The organism is Streptomyces sp. NRRL S-495, assembly GCF_000966955.1.
Classification (GTDB): Bacteria; Actinomycetota; Actinomycetes; order Streptomycetales; family Streptomycetaceae; genus Kitasatospora; species Kitasatospora purpeofusca.
The window spans coordinates 1-19,035 of the sequence record NZ_JZWY01000674.1; the positions used below are offsets into that span (position 1 = coordinate 1).

The following is a 19,035-nucleotide window of genomic DNA, read 5'->3' on the forward strand; positions in this document are numbered from 1 at the left end:
CCCGGGCCGTCACCCGGCGCGCGGCCGAGGCGGCCGGGGTGCCCGGCGCGGCCGCCGGGACCGCGCGGACCGGGCGCCGCAGCAGCGGGCGGCGGGAGGACGAGACCTCTCCGGTGGTCGCGGTGGACCGGCTCTTCCGGGACGGGCTGACCGGCCTGGCGCGTTCGGCAACGGCCCCGGCGGCCGTCCCGAAGGCCGAGGCCCACGGGCGCCCGGGGGAGGCGGTCGACGGACGGCTGGGCGACGACACCGTCCGCCTGGGCCGCGTCACCCGCCCGCAGCCCGATCGGGCCGAGCGGCCCGCGCCCGACCGGTCGGCCTCACCGGGGGCCAACCCGACCGGGTCGGACCCGACCGGGCCCGTTGTTCCCGTCACCTCTGACCTTCGGAGCGAGTGAACCGTGCGTGTTCTGGCTTATGAGCTGCGCCGGGTGCGCGGCCTGCGTTCGACCTGGCTGCTGCTCGGGCTCGTGGTGGTCTGCGACGCGGTGGTCGCCGGCGTGCTGGCGGGCCAGGTGGGGGACCGGACCCTCGGCGGCGCGGCCGCGGTGCGGCTGCTGACGGCGGCGGTGCCGCTGGTGCCGCTGCCGTTCGCGGCGCTGGGCGCCGGGGTGCTGGGCGCGCTGGCCTACGGCCACGAGGTGCGGCACCGGGGGCTGGCGGCCTCGCAGGTGTCCTACCCGCGCCGGGTCCGGCTGCTGACGGCCAAGCTGGCGGTGACCGGTTCCCTCGCGGCGCTGCTCGCCCTGGTCACGGTGCTGGTCGACGCGGTGACCGTGCACTTCACCCTGCCCGCCGGGGTGGCGGTGGCGGCCTGGTCGGACCCGGCCGCGCTGTCCACCCGGGTCGCGGAGGCGCTGGCCCCGTCCGGTCCTGGCGGGCTCGACGTGCTGCCGCCGGTGGCGGCGCCGCTGGCCCTGGTGGCCGGGCAGGGGGCGCCGACGGCGCTGCTGGCCTTCGTGCTGCTGGTGGTCGTGGCGGGCTGGACCGGCGTGCTGACCGCCGCGCTGACCCGGAGCGCCACCGCCGGGGTGCTGCTGCTCTGCGCGCTGCCGCCGCTGCTGGAGTCCGTGGTGGCGCTGGTGCTGCGGCAGAGCGGGACGCCCTGGCCGGCCCGGGCGGCGGAACTGCTGCCGTTCCCGTCGGGGATCGAGTGGGCGTACGGATGGGTGTACGGCGGGGACGGCCGGGTTGCGAGCGGCGGCGTGATGTCGGCGGCTCCGGCGCTGACCGATCCGGCGCTGCTGGCCGCCGTGGTGACGCCGGTGCTGGTGTTGCTGCTGGTCACCCTGGTGGTGCAGGCCCGGCGCCGGGCGCTCTGAGCCCGCGGCGGGCCGGGGCGGTTCGCCAAGATCGACCAAGGGTGACCGTAATGAGTGGTTCACCCTGATAAGAAGTCAATTATCCAGTCACGGGCGATCACCCTTTCGTGTGCTTTTCACGAGAATTCTCAAGCTGTGCCCGCCGATCGCCGACAAAGGAGCTGTGAGTACCCTTGCGCACCCCACCATGACCCCCGCCCGTTCCGCCGATGGGGCCATTCACGGCTCCGCCGACCTGGACCGCTACTCCTACGCCGACCGGCCCGTCCCGCCGGCGCCCCGCTGGGAGGGCGCCGAGTCGGACCTCGGCCGGGTCGGCCGCAAGACCACCAGCAGCCGGGGCCGCGGCCTGCACGGCCAGCTCGTCCAGCAGTTGGGCCAGATGATCGTCTCCGGCGACCTCGGCGCCGACCGGCCGCTCGTCCCGGAGGAGATCGGCCAGCGGTTCGAGGTCTCCCGCACCGTCGTCCGCGAGTCGCTGCGCGTGCTGGAGGCCAAGGGCCTGGTCAGCGCCCGCCCCAACGTCGGCACCCGGGTCCGCCCGGTCAGCGACTGGAACCTCCTGGACCCGGACATCATCGAGTGGCGCGCCTTCGGCCCGCAGCGCGACGAGCAGCGCCGGGAGCTGTTCGAGCTGCGCTGGGCGATCGAGCCGCTGGCCTCCCGGCTGGCCTCCGGCCACGGCCGGGAGGACGTCCAGCAGCGGCTGGCCGAGCTGATCGAGATCATGGGCCACGCCTGCGCCCAGGCGGACCTCGCCACCTACGCCCGGGCCGACACCGAGCTGCACGTGCTCATCCTGCAGCTGGCCGGGAACCGGATGCTGGAGCACCTCTCCGGGATCGTCGCCTGCGCGCTCCAGGTGTCCGGCGGTCCGGCCACCGCCTGCGAGCGGCCCTCGGAGTCCTCGGTCGGGATGCACGCCCGGCTGGTGGAGGCGCTCGGCTCCGGCGACGGCAGTGCCGCCGAGAACACGATGCGGGCGCTGCTCACCGTCCACCCCGAGATCGAGCCGTCCGTTCCGGCGCCCCGGGAGCACTGAGCGGACCGTAGGGCGACCGGACACCGCCGCCCCGCCCCGCGACCAGCTCCCCGATCCGCCCCGTCGTGATCCGACGTCCGCGATTCCTCCGCGGCCTCCCGCAGTCCCCCTCGCGACCCCCGACCCCCCGGCTGCCGCCACGGTGCGGCCGGGGGGTCTCCGTACGTCCGGGGCCGCACGAAGCAGAGGGGCGGAGGGGGCGGCGGAAGCCGGAAGGCGAAAAGGAGGCGGAGGGGGCGGAAGGGATGTCCCGGCGGCGGTTCGGCGGTAGTTCGACGCCGGCTCGGAGCGGGCCCGCACCCGCCGGACAGTGGAATGGCGTGTCCATGGTGAATGGTTCGGTCGCGGGTGGGGGATGATGGAGGTCGGCCCCGTGCCGCGGCCGCCGACCGGTGTGACCCGCGACACGAAGGCCATGCGTAACACTTGACGAGCAGCAGCGATGTCTCCTGAGCGGGAGCAGCTCCGGAATAACCCAACGTGTCAGAATGCTGTGTTGGTCCGCGGCGCTGCTGCCGTCCTGCAAACCCAGACCTCAAACCCGAGTCGGTCGGAATCGACACCGCGTGCCCGACGCGCGATCTCCTTCCCCGCCCGCTCGGGCGGCCGGTACGGGTTCGAGTCCACTCATCGTCCGAGAGGTTGTTCGTGTCGGCCAGCACATCCCGTTCGCTTCCCCCCGAGATCGCCGAGTCCGCGGCTCTGCTGGCGCTCATCGAGCGGGGCAAGGCCCAGGGGCAGATCGCCGGTGACGACGTACGCCAGGCGTTCGAGGCGGACCAGATCCCGGTCACCAAGTGGAAGAACGTCATGCGCAGCCTCAACCAGGTTCTGATTGAGGAGGGGGTGGACCTCATGGTCAGCGCGGCCGAACCGGCCGGCGCCAAGCGCAAGAGCGTTGCTGCCAAGAGCCCCGCCAAGCGCACCGCGACCAAGGCGGTCACCACCCGGAACCCGGCCGCTCCGTCGGCCCCGACCAAGCCGCCCGTGCGCATCGCGCCCGGTGCGCCCGTCTCCACTCCGACGGTCGCGGCCGCCGCCGCGCCGGTCAGCACCGTCTCCGCCGAGATCACCGTCGAGGGGGCGACCGCCGGCACCGAGGTGAAGGCGGCCGTCGCCAAGAAGGCCGTGGCCAAGAAGGCCGTCGCCAAGAAGACCGCCGCGCCGGCCAAGAAGGCCGCCGCCAAGAAGACCACCACCGCCAAGACCGCGGGCAAGGGCGGCGAGGAGGAGGCCCTCGGCGAGGAGGAGATCCTCGAGGACGTGGCCCTGCCCGGCGACAAGCCCGCCGCCGAGGGCGACGCCCCGGAGGAGGAGTCGGAGGGCTTCGTCCTCTCCGACGACGACGAGGACGACGCTCCGGCCCAGCAGGTCGCCGTCGCCGGTGCCACCGCCGACCCGGTCAAGGACTACCTGAAGCAGATCGGCAAGGTCCCGCTGCTCAACGCCGAGCAGGAGGTCGAGCTCGCCAAGCGGATCGAGGCCGGCCTGTTCGCCGAGGACAAGCTCTCGGCCGCCGACAAGCTCGCTCCCAAGCTCAAGCGCGAGCTGGAGATCATCGCCGAGGACGGCCGCCGGGCCAAGAACCACCTGCTGGAGGCCAACCTCCGCCTGGTGGTCTCGTTGGCCAAGCGCTACACCGGTCGCGGCATGCTCTTCCTGGACCTCATCCAGGAGGGCAACCTCGGTCTGATCCGTGCGGTCGAGAAGTTCGACTACACCAAGGGCTACAAGTTCTCCACCTACGCGACCTGGTGGATCCGCCAGGCGATCACCCGCGCGATGGCCGACCAGGCCCGCACCATCCGTATCCCGGTGCACATGGTCGAGGTCATCAACAAGCTGGCCCGCGTCCAGCGCCAGATGCTCCAGGACCTGGGCCGCGAGCCCACCCCGGAGGAGCTGGCCAAGGAACTCGACATGACCCCCGAGAAGGTCATCGAGGTCCAGAAGTACGGTCGCGAGCCCATCTCGCTGCACACGCCGCTCGGCGAGGACGGCGACAGCGAGTTCGGTGACCTCATCGAGGACTCCGAGGCGGTCGTCCCGGCCGACGCGGTCTCCTTCACCCTGCTCCAGGAGCAGCTGCACTCGGTCCTGGACACCCTGTCCGAGCGCGAGGCGGGCGTGGTCTCGATGCGCTTCGGCCTGACGGACGGTCAGCCGAAGACGCTCGACGAGATCGGCAAGGTGTACGGGGTCACCCGTGAGCGCATCCGCCAGATCGAGTCGAAGACCATGTCCAAGCTGCGTCACCCGTCGCGTTCCCAGGTGCTGCGGGACTACCTGGACTGATCGACGGTTCGGCACCAACGTCCGACCGGAAGGCCCGGAGCTCCGCGCTCCGGGCCTTCCGGCTGTTCGGGAGGGGTGGACGTCACCGTCCGGGTGGCCGTTGTCGCTCGTCCGGGTGGCGGTGCGGGGCAGAGCGGTCGCGGACCGTGGTCGGTCACCTACGCTGTGCCGGTTGCCTGCTGCCGAGCCACCTGGAGACACGGTGCCGCCCACCCCGGACCGTCCGGACCGCGCCGACCTGCCGACCGACGCGCCCCGCGCCGTACGCCCCGCCGCGCGCGCGGCCCGGGCTGCCGCCCGGCCGGCTCCCGCCCGGGTGCCCCGTTACCGCCGGGCCGCCGTGCTGACCCTGCTGGCCGCGCTGCCCGCGCCGCTGCTGGCGCTCGGCCCGGCCACCGCCGCGCAGGCCCGGCCGCAGGGGCGGATCGTCGGCGGAACGACCGAGAGCACGGGCGACCACCCGAGAGCACGGGCGACCACCCGTGGGTGGTGGCCCTGGCCAGTCGGCAGCAGTTCGGCTCCGGCCGCTCGGGCCAGTTCTGCGGGGGAGCGCTGGTCACCCCCACCAAGGTGGTGACGGCGGCGCACTGCTTCTACGACGAGTCCGGCGGGCACCAGGTGGACCGGCCCGGGCTGCGGGTCGTGGTCGGCCGGGACGACCTGCGCGGCACGGTCGGCCGGGAGGTGGAGGTGCGGGAGGTCCGGATCCACCCCGACTACTCCTTCACCACCAATATGAACGATGTGGCGGTGGTCACCCTCGCCGAGTCGCAGGGGAGCCGGCCGGTGATCGACCTGGTCGGCCAGGGCGAGACCGAGCCGTACCGCGCGGGGACCCCGGCCCGGGTCTACGGCTGGGGGGACACCACCGGCCACGGCGACTACTCGCCCCAGCTGCGGGGCGTGGACGTGCCGATCATCGCGGACCAGACCTGCGCCCAGGCCTACCCGGGCGGCCAGGACGGGCGTTTCGACGCCCGGGGCATGGTGTGCGCGGGCGAGGAGCGGGGCGGGAAGGACGCCTGCCAGGGCGACAGCGGCGGGCCGCTGGTGGTCGCGGGCCGGCTCGCGGGGCTGGTGTCCTGGGGAACGGGCTGCGCCGAGGCCGCCCACCCGGGTGTCTACACCAGGATCGCCTCGGTCTCCGACGCGGTCCGCTCCCTCCTGTAGTCGAACGGGCACGGGGCGCCGCCCGATCGGGCCGCCTCCGGGGCCCAGGGATCCGAGGCCCAGGGGTCCGGGTCCTGGCGGTCCAGGAGAGAGCGGTACGGAAGCGAGCGGTCCGGGAACGACGAAGCCGGGCGGCCGGCCCTCGGAAGGGCAGTCGCCCGGCTCACCCGGTCACACGCGGTGTGCGACCGGACACAGCTCGACGTCGGTCTGCTGCTGGAGGCGCTCGGGATCAGCGCTCGTCGTCGTTGGCCGTGGCGGCAGTGGTGCCGAGGCGGTTGCTCTCGTCCTGTATCTCCACGGCGATCTTCTTGAGCTCCGGCTCGAACTTCCGGCCGTGGTGGGCGCAGAAGAGCAGCTCTCCACCGCTGGCGAGTACGACGCGCAGGTAAGCCTGGGCGCCGCAGCGGTCGCAGCGGTCAGCCGCGGTGAGCGGGCTCGCAGGGGTCAGAACAGTAGTCACGTCGCCTCTTCTCTAGCTCGACGAGCTGTCGTACCAGGGTCAACATCCAACCAGGCCGAAAACGTTCCCGCTCGTGGCTTTTCTTCTCTGAGGATTCTGCTGTGTTGATGAGGACGTGCCCCGGGGGCCGGTGGTTCATGCGTACCGGATCCCAGGATCCGCCCGCGGCTCGAACGCCCGATCGGAACCGGGTGCGGGAGTCCGCGTAGCATAATCCTCTGCTGGGTTGGAGCATAAGCCCCGTCCCGGGCCCCGGTAGCCTGCATAACGGCAGTTCCGGAGCCTGTGCCCGGTCCCACGGTCCGCCAGGAGCAGTGGTACCGGGAGGAGATGGAGCCCCGGCGCCCCCAATCCGGCACGGCTCTTGTTCGCGGAGCGCGTACAAGCTGCGCGGGACCGGCTTGCCGTGCTGTGCACCCAGCGGAGGGGTGTGCACACGGAGGGGAACGGCTGTCGGTGTGGTGTGCTGCACTGGCGGACGCTCCGGACCTGTCCGGATGTGCCCGTATGTGACCGATGAGACAGAACTTCACCGAGGAGAGTGCCGCGTGAGTGCCGAAACGACCGTGCCGTCCGCTCTGCTGGCCGGCGACGACGGTTCCAACTACACCGCTCGGCACCTGCTCGTCCTGGAGGGTCTGGAGGCGGTCCGCAAGCGTCCCGGCATGTACATCGGCTCGACCGACAGCCGGGGCCTGATGCACTGCCTCTGGGAGATCATCGACAACTCGGTGGACGAGGCGCTGGGCGGCTACTGCGACCGGATCGAGGTCGTCCTGCACGAGGACTCCTCGGTCGAGGTCCGCGACAACGGACGCGGTATCCCGGTGGACGTCGAGCCCAAGACCGGGCTGTCCGGCGTCGAGGTCGTGATGACCAAGCTGCACGCCGGCGGCAAGTTCGGCGGCGGCTCCTACGCGGCCTCCGGCGGCCTGCACGGTGTCGGTGCCTCCGTGGTCAACGCCCTCTCGGCCCGACTGGACGTCGAGGTCGACCGCAGCGGCCACACCCATGCGATCAGCTTCCGGCGCGGCACCCCCGGCATCTTCACCGAGGCCGGCCCGGACGCCCCGTTCGAGGCGGCCAACGGCCTCAGCCGGGCCCGCAAGGTGCCCAAGGCCCGCACCGGCACCCGGATCCGGTACTGGGCGGACCGGCAGATCTTCCTCAAGGACGCCAAGCTCTCGCTGGAGCACCTGCACAACCGGGCCCGGCAGACCGCCTTCCTCGTCCCCGGCCTGACCATCCTCGTGCGTGACGAGCGGCTGACCGAGAGCGACAAGGTCGACGAGAGCACCTTCCACTTCGACGGCGGCATCGCCGAGTTCTGCGAGTTCCTGGCGCCGGACAAGCCGATCAGCGACGTGCTGCGGCTGCACGGCGAGGGCACCTTCAAGGAGACCGTGCCGGTCCTGGACGAGCTCGGGCACATGACGCCGACCGAGGTCACCCGGCAGCTCGGGGTGGACATCGCGCTGCGCTGGGGCACCGGTTACGACACCACGCTGCGCTCCTTCGTCAACATCATCGCCACCCCCAAGGGCGGTACCCACGTCACCGGCTTCGAGCGCTCGCTGGCCAAGACCGTCAACGAGGTGCTGCGGGCCACCAAGCTGCTGCGGGTCGCCGAGGACGACGTCACCAAGGACGACGCCACCGAGGGCCTCACCGCCGTGGTCACCGTCCGGCTGGCCGAGCCGCAGTTCGAGGGCCAGACCAAGGAGGTGCTCGGCACCTCGGCGGCCAACCGGATCGTCGCGGCCGTCGTCGCCAAGGAGCTCAAGACCTTCCTCACCTCCGGCAAGCGGGACGAGAAGGTCCAGGCCCGGGCGGTGCTGGAGAAGGTCGTGGCCGCCGCCCGCACCCGGGTCGCCGCCCGCCAGCACAAGGAGGCCCAGCGCCGGAAGACCGCGCTGGAGACCAGCTCGCTGCCGGCGAAGCTGGCCGACTGCCGCAGCGACGACGTCGAGCGCAGCGAACTCTTCATCGTCGAGGGCGACTCCGCGCTCGGCACCGCCAAGCTGGCCCGCAACTCCGAGTTCCAGGCCCTGCTGCCGATCCGCGGCAAGATCCTCAACGTGCAGAAGGCGTCCGTGAGCGACATGCTCAAGAACACCGAGTGCGCGGCGATCATCCAGGTGATAGGGGCCGGTTCGGGCCGCACCTTCGACATCGACCAGGCCCGTTACGGCCGGGTCATCTTCATGGCCGACGCCGATGTCGACGGTTCGCACATCCGCTGCCTGCTGCTGACCCTGTTCCAGCGGTACATGCGGCCCATGGTCGAGCAGGGCCGGGTCTTCGCGGCGGTGCCGCCGCTGCACCGGATCGAGCTCACCAACCCCAAGCGCGGCCAGGAGAAGTACCACTACACCTACTCGGACGCCGAGCTGCGCTCCACCCTGCTGGAGTTCCAGCGCAAGAACCTGCGCTGGAAGGACCCGGTCCAGCGGTACAAGGGCCTCGGCGAGATGGACGCCGACCAGCTGGCCGAGACCACCATGGACCCGCGCCACCGCACGCTGCGCCGGATCAACCTGGGTGACCTGGACCAGGCCGAGAAGGTCTTCGACCTGCTGATGGGCAACGACGTGGCGCCGCGCAAGGAGTTCATCGTGGACTCGGCGGCCACCCTGGACCGTTCGCGCATCGACGCCTGAGCGACCCCGCCGGAAGGGGCCCTCCACCCGTGGGTGGAGGGCCCCTTCGCGTCGGTTCCACCCGCCGTCCACCCCGGCGCCGATCAGCCGCGGGCGGCGGATCCGTAGCGTCGGAGAGGTCAGACAGAGCCTCCCCGGACGGAGAACCCCGATGCCCACCCTGGTCGACGCCGCTCTCGTGGTCGTGGTGATGCTGCTCGTGCTCCGGCGCCAGATGCGCCCCCGGCGCCTGGACACCGACCGCCGCTTCTGGGTGCTGCCGCTGGTCCTCGCCGCCGTCGCGCTGAGGGATCCGCAGCTGATCGACCGGCGGGACACCGCCTGGTCCGTCGTCCTGCTCGGCTGCGGGGTGGTCGCGGTGCTCGCGGCCGGCTCGGTGTGGGGCTGGACCGTCCGGCTGTGGCGGGAGGCGGACGGGGCGCTCTGGGCCCAGGGCACCCGGGCCACGCTGGCCGCCTGGGGCGGGATGATCGCGATCAGGTTCGGCCTGTTCGGGCTCGGGGTGGCGCTGCACCTGCGGCAGTCGGGCAGCGCGCTGCTGCTGAGCCTGGCGGTGCTGCTGCTGGTCCGCTCGCTCGTGGTGCACTGGAGGGCGCGGGCCCTCGTGCCCCCGGGGCGGGTCACCCTGCTGTCCTGACCACCGCCGTACGCACGAGGAGGCACCCCCTTGGTCGAGGTCGACCGGTTCTGGACCCGCTGGCCGTCCCGCGAGGGGCTGGAGCACGACGCCGACAGCCGCCCCCGGCGGATCCTCGCCGGGCTCGGCCGGCTCGCCCTGCTGACCACCGTCTGCTGGGGAACCTTCTCCGACGGCCGGTACTCCGGCTGGGCGGTGGCGGTCGAGGTCGCGGGGCTGGTCACGGCGGTCGTGCTCGTCGCAGGCTTCCTGCACGCCTGCCGGGAGCAGCGCCCGGTGCCGGCGTACGCGCTGGCGGCCGGGCTGTCCGCGGCCGCCTGGCTGGCCAACGCGGGACACGCCTACCTGCTCGCCGACGTGCTCTGGTACGGGCTGGCGGTGACCGCGCTGATCCGGCTGCCGCCGGGGCCGGCGCTGATCACCGCCGGGGCCGCGCTCGGCTCGTACGCGGCGGTCAGCTGGGCGGGCCCGCTGAGCATCACGGCCACCTGTGGCGGACTGCTGCTGCTCGGCTACCTGCTGCGGCTGGACGTCGAGGCGCGCGGGACGGCGCGGCGGCTGCTCGTCCAGGAACGGGCCGCGCGGGCCGCCGAGGCGGAGAGCGCCGCGCTCGCCGAACGGGCCAGGATCGCCCGGGAGATCCACGACGTGCTGGCGCACAGCCTCTCCGCCCAGCTGGTGCACCTGGAGGCGGCCCGGCTGATGCTGGACGCCGGCACCGACCGGGAGCAGGTCCGGGAGCGGGTGGTGGCCGCCCGGCGGATGGCGCAGGACGGGCTGGCCGAGACCCGGCAGGCGCTGTCGGCGCTGCGCGGCGAGTTCACCCCGGTCGGCGACTACCTGGTGGAGCTGACCGGGCGGGAGGGCGCGGAGTTCCGGGTGGCCGGGATGCCGCGTCCACTGGCCGCCGAGGTGGGGCTCGCGGTCCGGCGCACGGCGCAGGAGGCACTGACCAATGTGCGCAAACACGCCCCGGGCGCGCGCTGCGCGGTCGAGCTGCGCTATCGGCCCGAGGAGGTGGAGCTGGAGGTGCGGGACGAGGGCGCGGGGCGCGCGGGTGCGCCCGGCGGGCTGGCGGCGAGCGGTGGCGGGTACGGTCTGCTGGGGATGCGCGAACGCGCTGAACTGCTCGGCGGCAGCCTGCTGGCGGGCCCGCACGAGGGAGGATGGCGCGTGCTGCTGCGAGTGCCGGCATGACGGGGCGGGCGGTGACCAGGGTGCTGGTCGTGGACGACCAGACCGTGGTCCGCGAGGGCATCGTGATGCTGCTCGGGCTGCTGCCGGGGATCGAGGTGGTCGGTGCGGCGGCGGACGGCGAGGAGGCGGTCGCGCTGGTCGCGCGGCACCGTCCGGACGTGGTGCTGATGGACCTGCGGATGCCGCGCTGCGACGGCGTCGAGGCGACCCGGCGGATCCGGGCCGGGTACCCGGGCACCGAGGTCGTGGTGCTCACCACCTATGCCGACGACGAGTCGCTGTTCCCGGCCCTGCGGGCCGGGGCGCGGGGGTATCTGACCAAGGACGCGGGCGGCGAGGAGATCGCCCGGGCGATCGCGGACGTCCGCTCGGGGGCGGCCGGGCTCTCGCCGCAGGTGCAACTGCGGCTGCTGGAGCGGCTGTCGGGGGAGGCGGCGGGGGTGGCCGGGGTGGCCGGCCCGGTGCCGTCCGGGGAGCCGGTCGGGGTGTCGTCCGCGGTGCCGTCCGGGGAGCCGCCGGACGGGCTGACCGCGCGGGAGGCGGAGGTGCTGGGGCTGATCGCGGAGGGCCTCTCCAACACCGAGATCGCCCGTCGGCTGTACGTCGGTCCGGCGACCGTGAAGACCCACATCAACAATCTGTTCGCCAAGACCGGCGTGCGGGACCGGGCGCAAGCGGTCGCGTACGCCTTCCGACACGGAATCACCGGGTCGCCGCAGTAGTCGGATGAGCGTCTGTCGGATCATCGATCACCTCATCGAGTGAACGTATCTGCGTTGGGAGTTTGGGGAGTTGGGGCGACCCCATGATGGTTCGGGTCACAACCCCCCGGTCCAGGAGCAGCCGTGCCACAACCGCAGACGAGAAGTCCCGAGCCGGGCGGACAACTGGACTGGTGGGCCTCGGCACCGGCATCACCACCGGCATCAGCACCGGTATCGGTGCCGGTGCCCCCGGCACCGCCCGCACCGTCGGCCGGGTCCGATCCCGAGGCCGGCCCCTCGGACGACGCCAGCACCGAGGTCTACCGCTCCGTCCAGAACAGCCTGGCCTTCCAGCGGATCCGCCACAGCTACCGGTCCTTCGTCTTCCCGGTCAGCGGTGTGTTCCTCGCCTGGTACCTGCTCTACGTGGCCGCCCAGGCCGCCGCCCCCGGGCTGATGCGCACCCCGGTGGCCGGGCCGGTCAACGTGGCCTGGCTGCTCGGTCTGCTGCAGTTCGCCACGACCTTCCTGCTGACCTGGCTCTACGCCCGCAACGCCCGCACCCAGCGCGACCGGGCCGCCCTGTCGCTCCGCTGGGACACCCAGGACCAGTTGCGATGAGGACCGCCACCCCGCCCCCCGTCGCCCCCGCCGGCGACCACCACGACCTGGCCGTGGTGCTGTTCGCCGTCATCGTCCTGGTCACCCTCGGGATCACCTTCTGGGCCGGCCGCCGCCGCCGTGGTGGCGCCGACGACTTCTACGCCGGCGGCCGCGACTTCACGCCGCTGCAGAACGGCTTCGCGCTCTCCGGCGACTACCTCTCCGCCGCCTCCTTCCTCGGCGTCGCCGGGCTGATCGCGCTGTTCGGGTACGACGGCGTGCTCTACAGCATCGGCTTCCTGGTGGCCTGGCTGGTGGTCCTGATGCTGGTCGCCGAGCTGGTCAGGAACGCCGGCCGGTACACCTTGGCCGATGTGCTGGCGCTGCGGCTGCGCCGGCGCAAGGTCCGGGCCGCGGCCGGCGGCGCCAGTGTCGTGGTCACGCTGTTCTACCTGGTCGCCCAGATGGTCGGCGCGGGCAGCCTGGTCGCCCTGCTGCTCGGCACCAACAGCGCCGAGGCCAGGACCTGGACCATCGTGGCGGTGGGCGGTCTGATGATCGTCTACGTCACGGTCGGCGGGATGCGGGCCACCACCTGGATCCAGATCGTCAAGGCGTTCCTGCTGGTCGCCGGGTCGGTGCTGCTGACCGTGCTGCTGCTGCTGCGCTTCCACGGCGACGTCGCCGAGCTGATGCGGCAGGCGGCCCAGCACAGCGGCGCCGGCCAGCGGTACCTGGAGCCCGGGCTGAAGTACGGCAAGAGCTTCACCAGCCGGCTGGACTTCTTCAGCCTCGGTCTCGCCCTGGTGCTCGGCACCGCGGGCCTGCCGCACATCCTGTCCCGCTTCTACACCGTGCCCACCGCCCGGGCCGCCCGGCGCTCGACGATGTGGGCGATCGGGCTGGTCGGCGGCTTCTACCTGATGGCCATCGCGCTGGGCCTCGGCGCCACCGCGCTGGTCGGCTCGGCGGAGGTCCGGCACGCCAACGCGGCGGGCAACACCGCCGTCCCGCTGCTCGCCCTGGTGCTCGGCGGCGGCAACGGCTCCACCGGCGGGGTGGTGCTGTTCGCGGTGATCTCGGCGATCGCCTTCGCCACCATCCTCGCCGTGGTCGCCGGGCTCACCCTGGCCTCCTCGGCGGCCTTCGCCCACGACATCTGGGCGGGCGCCTGGCGGGGGCGTCCCCGCCGCCCGCGCGGCGGCCGCGGGGCTCGGAGGGCGCGCGGCCGACGGGCGCTCGTCCCGGCCTCCCGGCGGGCCCGCGGCGGCACCGACGCCGCGACCGGAGCGGCGGGGGCGACGGCGGACGGGGCGCCGGCGACCACCGAGCGCCAGGAGGTGCTGGTCGCCCGGATCGCGGCGGTCGGGATCGGCGCGGTGGCGATCGTGCTGAGCCTCTTCGCGCAGCAGTTGAACGTCGCCTTCCTGGTCGGCCTGGCCTTCGCCGTGGCCGCCTCCGCCAATCTGCCGGTGCTGCTCTACAGCCTGTTCTGGCGGCGGTTCACCCCGCGCGGCGCGGTCTGGTCGGTGTACGGCGGGCTGATTCCGGCGGTGGTGCTGGTGGCCTTCTCACCGGTCGTGTCCGGTACCAAGGTGGCGCTCTTCCCCGGTGTGGACTTCCACTGGTTCCCGCTGGAGAACCCGGGCATCGTCTCCATCCCGCTCGGCTTCCTGGCGGGGTGGATCGGCACCCTCACCTCGCCCGAGCCGGCCGATCCGGACCGGTACGCCGAGCTGGAGGTCCGGTCCCTGACCGGGGCCGGGGCCGCCTGACGGCGGGACGGCCGACTTCCACGACCCCCGGCGGACCCCGCCGGGGGTCGTGCCGTTCCTCCGCCTCCGGGGCGACAGGAGGCGGCGGCGGGCCGGGGGCGGGGGCGGCGCCGAGGTGGTCAGAGCNGGTCAGAGCTCGCGCAGGGAGGTGACCTCCATCCGGGACGGCGTGCCCGCCGCCTTGCCGCAGCTCTCGGGCCGGGCCGGCTCGCTGACGCCCTCGGCCACCTCGACCTCCCAGGACCGGCCGTCCTCGTGCCGGACGTCGACCCGCCAGCGGCCCGCGCCGTCCGCCCGCTGGGCCAGGGTCAGCGCGTCCGCCCGGGTCTCGCCGGTGACCAGTCGCACGGCCTGGTCGGCGGCCTGGCCCGGCCGGTCCCAGCCGGAGCAGCCGCGCGACCACTCCGGCGCCATGTGACCGGCCGCGGTGGCCGCCAGCACCTCCTTGGCCGACTCGGCGGTCAGCCGTCCGTAGGTGTAGCCGTAGGGCAGGACCAGCATCGTGGGGGAGAAGCGGTGCCCGCCCAGATGCGTCACCTCCCACACCTCGCTGTGCCCGGCGGCGGCCAGCTCGGCCGCGAGGGGGCGGCCCAGCAGGGCGCAGCAGCGGTCGCGGCGGCCGTTGGTGCACACCAGGGCGATCGGGCCGCCGACGTGGGGAGTGCCGAAGCCGCCGTGGTCGCCGGCGCCCAGCGCGGTGAAGTCCAGGGCGAGCAGCTCCGCCGGGTCCGCCACCTGGCCCCGGCGCACCCAGCTCCGGCCGGGGGTCGGGACGGTGTGCGCCACGACCACCTCGTGCCGGGCGGTCGGCAGGCAGTCGGCGTGCCGGCCGGGGCGGCGGATCAGCGCGACCCGGACGCCGGTGCCCGCGGCCGCGGCGTCCAGCGCGCGGCCGACCGCCGGGTTCAGGTGGCTCTCGGCGAGCGCCTTGGCCCCCCACGGGCCGGTCTGTTCGACCAGCAGCCAGGTGGTGGCGGTCGCGGCGGTGGCGGCGAGGGGTTCCGACAGTTCACGCGACAGCGTCGCACAGGTGCTCACGGCGGTAAGGCTACCCTTGCCCGCCCTTCGTGGCCCGGCCGCCGGGGTGTGGCCAACTGCGGCGGTGCGGTGCGGTGCGGACCGGGGCGGTGCGGTGCGGACCGGGGGCGGGCCGGTGGCCGGAACGGGAGGCCCCGTGCCCCCGGGGAGGCCCGGTGCCCCCGGGAACGCCGCAGGGGCGCCGACCCGGTCGGTCGGCGCCCCTGCGGCGGTGGCGGGCCTGCCCTAGACGGGCCCGGCCACGGTGCTGATCGGGCTGCTCACCGGGGTGCCGGAGCCGTCCCGGCGCGGGTCGCGCTCCGGCAGGTCGACCGGCGCGCCCTTGGGGCCGGCCGCGCGGGCGGGAGCCGGTCCGGCCCAGGCGAAGGCGAGCGCGTCCTCGCCGCGCAGGAAGCGCTGGCAGCGCACCCCGCCGGTGGCCCGGCCCTTGCGCGGGTACTGCTCGAAGGGGGTGACCTTCCAGCTGGACTGGGCCTCGCCGGTGAGGGTGCCGGCGGCGCCGGCCACCGAGACGACCACCGCGTCGACGGCCGGGTCGACGGCGGTGAAGGAGAGCACCCGGGCGCCGTCGGACAGCTTGACGCCGGCCATGCCGCCGGCCGGCCGGCCCTGCGGGCGGACCTGCCCGGCGGGGTAGCGCAGCAACTGAGCGTCGGAGGTGATGAAGACGAGGTCCTCCTCGCCGGTGCGCAGCTCGACCGCGCCGACCACCTCGTCGCCGTCCTTGAGCCCGATCACCTCGAACTCGTCCTTGTTGGCGGGCCATTCGGGGACCACCCGCTTGACGACGCCCTGGACGGTGCCCAGCGCCAGGCCGGGGGAGGACTCGTCCAGGGTGGTCAGCGCGAGCACCCGCTCGTCGTCCTCCAGCCGGAGGAACTCGGTGACGAGCGCGCCGCCGGCCAGCGTCGGCGACGGGGTGGGCGGCAGCGCCGGCAGGTCGATGACCGGCAGCCGCAGCACCCGGCCGGCCGAGGTGACCACGCCGATGTCGGCGCGGGCGGTGGTCGGCACCGCGGAGACGATCACATCGTGCTTGGCGCGCTTCTCCGACACCTCGAACGGCTCGCCGTCGGCGGTGCGAGCCAGCAGGCCGGTGGAGGAGAGCAGCACCCGGCACGGGTCGTCCGCGACCTCCAGCGGAACGGTCAGCGAGGCGGCCGGAGCGGCGCCGGCCTCCAGCAGGACGGTGCGCCGCTCGGTGCCGAACTGCTTGGCGACGGCGCCGAGTTCGCCGGAGACCACGCTGCGCAGCCTGGTGTCGGACTCCAGGATCTCGGTCAGCTCGGCGATCTCCGAGTTGAGCTTGGCCTGCTCCTGCTCCAGCTCGACCCGGTCGAAGCGGGTGAGCCGGCGCAGCGGGGTGTCGAGGATGTACGCGGTCTGCGTCTCGCTCAGCGAGAAGCGCTCGATCAGGCGCTCCTTGGCCTGGGCCGCGTTGTCGCTCGACCGGATGAGGGCGATGACCTCGTCGATGTCGACCAGGGCGACCAGCAGGCCCTCGACCAGGTGCAGCCGCTCCTGGCGCTTGCGGCGGCGGAAGTCGCTGCGCCGGCGGACCACCTCGAAGCGGTGGTCGACGTAGACCTCCAGCAGCTCCTTGAGGCCGAGGGTGAGCGGCTGGCCGTCGACCAGCGCCACGTTGTTGATGCCGAAGGTCTCCTCCATCGGCGTCAGCTTGTAGAGCTGCTCCAGCAGGGCCTCGGGCACGAAGCCGTTCTTGACCTCGATGACGAGGCGCAGCCCGTGCTCGCGGTCGGTGAGGTCCTTGACGTCCGCGATGCCCTGGAGCTTCTTCGCGTTGACGAGGTCCTTGATCTTGGCGATGACCTTCTCCGGGCCGACGTTGTACGGCAGCTCGGTGACCACGATGCCCTTGCGGCGGGCGCTGACGGCCTCGACGGTCGTGGTGGCGCGGATCTTGAAGGTGCCTCGGCCGGACTCGTAGGCGTCCCTGATGCCGGAGAGGCCGACGATCCGTCCGCCGGTGGGCAGGTCGGGGCCGGGGACGAACCGCATCAGGGTGTCGAGGTCGGCGGTCGGGTGCTTGATCAGGTGCCGGGCGGCGGCGACGACCTCGGAGAGGTTGTGCGGCGGCATGTTGGTGGCCATGCCGACGGCGATGCCGGTGGCGCCGTTGACCAGCAGGTTGGGGAAGGCCGCGGGGAGGGCCAGCGGCTCCTGCTCGCTGCCGTCGTAGTTGGGCCCGAAGTCGACGGTCTCCTCGTGGATCGACTCGACCATGGCCATCGAGGCGGCGGTGAGCCGCGACTCGGTGTAGCGCATCGCGGCCGGCGGGTCGTCGTTGCCGAGCGAGCCGAAGTTGCCGTGGCCGTCGATCAGCGGCAGCCGCATCGAGAACGGCTGGGCCATGCGGACGACCGAGTCGTAGATGGAGGCGTCGCCGTGCGGGTGCAGCCGGCCCATCACCTCGCCGACCAGGCGGGCGCACTTGACGTGCCCGCGCTCCGGGCGCAGGCCCATCTCGTTGGCCTGGTACAGGATGCGGCGGTGCACCGGCTTGAGGCCGTCCCGCGCGTCCGGGAGGGCCCGGGAGTAGATGACGGAGTAGGCGTACTCGAGGAACGAGCCCTGCATCTCGTCCACGACGTCGACGTCGAGGATGCGCTCCTCGAAGTCTCCGGGGGGCGGGGTCTGCGAACTGCGGCGGGCCATCGCGGCGGGGCTCCCTTACGTCTCGCTTGCTTCTCGTCCACGTCTCGTCGGCGCGGTCTCGCCGGGCTGTCGGCTGTGTTGTCAACAGGGCTCGGCGCCCCCATTGTGGACCCTCCCGCCGACAGTCCCGCCCAGCGCCCCTCTTCCGCCCCTGGCGAACGTCCTGTCCGCGCGGACACATCCACGGCGCTCGCGCGTTGCACCACAATGGGGGACGCCACACGAAAGACCCCCGACGTCGACGACGGGAAGGACCCGAGCGCATGGCCAACCCGGCCCCCGCCTCCGAGCAGCGAGGCATCGCCATCACCGAGCACCGCCTGGCCAATGGCCTGCGCGTCGTCCTCTCCGAGGACCACCTGACCCCGGTGGCCGCGGTCTGCCTCTGGTACGACGTGGGCTCCCGGCACGAGGTGAAGGGCCGCACCGGGCTGGCCCACCTGTTCGAGCACCTGATGTTCCAGGGGTCCGCCAACGTGTCCAACAACGGGCACTTCGAGCTCGTCCAGGGCGCCGGCGGCTCGCTCAACGGCACCACGAGCTTCGAGCGCACCAACTACTTCGAGACCATGCCGGCCCACCAGTTGGAGCTCGCGCTCTGGCTGGAGGCGGACCGGATGGGCTCGCTGCTGGCCGCCCTCGACGACGCGTCGATGGAGAACCAGCGCGACGTGGTGAAGAACGAGCGCCGCCAGCGGTACGACAACGTGCCCTACGGGACCGCCTTCGAGCGGCTCACCGCGCTGTCGTTCCCGGACGGCCACCCCTACCACCACACCCCGATCGGCTCGATGGCCGACCTGGACGCGGCCACCCTGGAGGACGCCCGGGCGTTCTTCCGCACGTACTACGCGCCCAACAACGCGGTGCTCTCGGTGGTCGGCGACATCGACCCGGAGCAGGCGATCGCCTGGGTGGAGAAGTACTTCGGCAGCATCCCCGCGCACGACGGCAAGCAGCCGCCGCGCGACGGCGCCCTGCCGGAGAGCATCGGCCGGGAGATTCGCGAGCTGGTCCGCGAGGACGTGCCCTCCCGTGCGCTGATGGCCGCCTACCGGCTGCCGCACGACGGCACCCGCGAGGCGGACGCCGCCGACCTGGCGCTGACCGTCCTCGGCAGCGGCGAGTCGAGCCGGCTGTACAACCGGCTGGTCCGCCGGGACCGCACCGCCGTCGCGGCGGGCTTCGGCCTGCTGCGGCTGTCCGGCGCGCCGAGCCTGGGCTGGCTGGACGTCAAGACCTCGGGCGACGCCACCGTCGAGCAGATCGAGGCGGCCGTCGACGAGGAGCTGGCCCGGTTCGCGGCCGAGGGCCCGACCCCGGCCGAACTGGAGCGCGCCCAGGCGCAGATCGAGCGCGAGTGGCTGGACCGGCTCACCACGGTGGCCGGCCGGGCCGACGAACTCTGCCGCTACGCCGTGCTGTTCGGCGACCCGAAGCTGCTGAACGAGGC

General features: G+C 73.2%; 15 protein-coding genes and 1 pseudogene. 13 read left to right on the plus strand and 3 right to left on the minus strand.

All coding sequences use genetic code 11. From position 1 onward, the window contains the following. From VR45_RS46085 to VR45_RS30570, 6 genes and pseudogenes are all read left to right on the plus strand, one after another. Positions 1-398, plus strand: a pseudogene (locus VR45_RS46085) (hypothetical protein); the annotation flags it as partial. 3 nt (positions 399-401) lie between these two features. After that, on the plus strand, positions 402-1,322 hold the full coding sequence (locus VR45_RS30555; RefSeq protein WP_159394410.1) for a hypothetical protein: 921 nt from the start codon (positions 402-404) through the stop codon (positions 1,320-1,322). Between the two features lie 109 nt (positions 1,323-1,431). After that, on the plus strand, positions 1,432-2,364 hold the full coding sequence (locus tag VR45_RS30560; RefSeq protein ID WP_078896972.1) for an FCD domain-containing protein: 933 nt from the start codon (positions 1,432-1,434) through the stop codon (positions 2,362-2,364). Between the two features lie 648 nt (positions 2,365-3,012). Further along, positions 3,013-4,659 carry an RNA polymerase sigma factor gene (locus VR45_RS30565; RefSeq protein WP_045943114.1) on the plus strand — a complete coding sequence of 549 codons (1,647 nt, stop codon included), beginning with the start codon at positions 3,013-3,015 and terminating at the stop codon, positions 4,657-4,659. Between the two features lie 172 nt (positions 4,660-4,831). After that, positions 4,832-5,236, plus strand: coding sequence for a hypothetical protein (locus VR45_RS49205; protein WP_234326321.1), 405 nt, complete (start codon positions 4,832-4,834; stop codon positions 5,234-5,236). Then, positions 5,149-5,829 (plus strand): serine protease, encoded by a 681-nt coding sequence (locus VR45_RS30570; RefSeq protein ID WP_234326322.1) that lies wholly within the window; start codon positions 5,149-5,151, stop codon positions 5,827-5,829. Before VR45_RS49205 ends, VR45_RS30570 begins: the two co-directional genes overlap by 88 nt. 232 nt (positions 5,830-6,061) lie before the next feature. On the opposite strand, the gene VR45_RS30575 is transcribed toward VR45_RS30570, so the two are convergent. Next, positions 6,062-6,292, minus strand: a complete 231-nt coding sequence (locus VR45_RS30575; protein ID WP_030396621.1) for a hypothetical protein — start codon at positions 6,290-6,292, stop codon at positions 6,062-6,064. 548 nt (positions 6,293-6,840) lie between these two features. Between VR45_RS30575 and VR45_RS30580 the strand changes: the two genes are divergently transcribed. The 6 genes from VR45_RS30580 (at position 6,841) to VR45_RS30605 (ending at position 13,868) form a co-directional block, all read left to right on the plus strand. Further along, entirely contained in the window at positions 6,841-8,952 is a 2,112-nt protein-coding gene (locus VR45_RS30580) for a DNA topoisomerase IV subunit B (protein WP_045943115.1), read from the plus strand. Positions 8,953-9,103: 151 nt separating this feature from the next. After that, on the plus strand, positions 9,104-9,589 hold the full coding sequence (locus VR45_RS30585) for a DUF1453 family protein (protein ID WP_045943116.1): 486 nt from the start codon (positions 9,104-9,106) through the stop codon (positions 9,587-9,589). Between the two features lie 30 nt (positions 9,590-9,619). Continuing rightward, complete coding sequence (locus VR45_RS30590; protein WP_045943117.1) at positions 9,620-10,786, plus strand: histidine kinase; 1,167 nt, start codon at positions 9,620-9,622, stop codon at positions 10,784-10,786. Then, positions 10,783-11,508, plus strand: coding sequence for a response regulator transcription factor (locus VR45_RS30595; protein ID WP_045943118.1), 726 nt, complete (start codon positions 10,783-10,785; stop codon positions 11,506-11,508). Before VR45_RS30590 ends, VR45_RS30595 begins: the two co-directional genes overlap by 4 nt. Positions 11,509-11,727: 219 nt before the next feature. Further along, entirely contained in the window at positions 11,728-12,111 is a 384-nt protein-coding gene (locus tag VR45_RS30600; RefSeq protein WP_045943119.1) for a DUF485 domain-containing protein, read from the plus strand. Continuing rightward, a complete protein-coding gene (locus VR45_RS30605; RefSeq protein ID WP_045943120.1) occupies positions 12,108-13,868 on the plus strand; it encodes a cation acetate symporter in 1,761 nt (586 codons plus the stop codon). The genes VR45_RS30600 and VR45_RS30605 overlap by 4 nt, the downstream gene beginning before the upstream one ends. Before the next feature lie 129 nt (positions 13,869-13,997). On the opposite strand, the gene VR45_RS30610 is transcribed toward VR45_RS30605, so the two are convergent. Together VR45_RS30610 and VR45_RS30615 are read right to left on the minus strand one after the other, a co-directional pair. After that, the gene (locus VR45_RS30610) at positions 13,998-14,906 is read right to left on the minus strand and encodes a sucrase ferredoxin (RefSeq protein ID WP_045943121.1); all 909 of its coding nucleotides are present in this window, start codon (positions 14,904-14,906) and stop codon (positions 13,998-14,000) included. Positions 14,907-15,131: 225 nt separating this feature from the next. Next, the gene (locus VR45_RS30615) at positions 15,132-17,582 is read right to left on the minus strand and encodes a DNA topoisomerase IV subunit A (protein ID WP_045943122.1); all 2,451 of its coding nucleotides are present in this window, start codon (positions 17,580-17,582) and stop codon (positions 15,132-15,134) included. A gap of 263 nt (positions 17,583-17,845) precedes the next feature. Between VR45_RS30615 and VR45_RS30620 the strand changes: the two genes are divergently transcribed. Then, positions 17,846-19,035: pitrilysin family protein (locus tag VR45_RS30620; RefSeq protein ID WP_045943123.1), on the plus strand; the 1,190-nt coding region annotated here is incomplete at its 3' end.

Coding starts and splice junctions, on each gene's coding strand:
- VR45_RS30585 (WP_045943116.1), top strand. CDS start 9,104: ATGCCCACCCTGGTCGACGCCGCTCTCGTGGTCGTGGTGATGCTGCTC.
- VR45_RS30595 (WP_045943118.1), top strand. CDS start 10,783: ATGACGGGGCGGGCGGTGACCAGGGTGCTGGTCGTGGACGACCAGACC.
- VR45_RS30605 (WP_045943120.1), top strand. CDS start 12,108: ATGAGGACCGCCACCCCGCCCCCCGTCGCCCCCGCCGGCGACCACCAC.
- VR45_RS30615 (WP_045943122.1), bottom strand. CDS start 17,582: ATGGCCCGCCGCAGTTCGCAGACCCCGCCCCCCGGAGACTTCGAGGAG.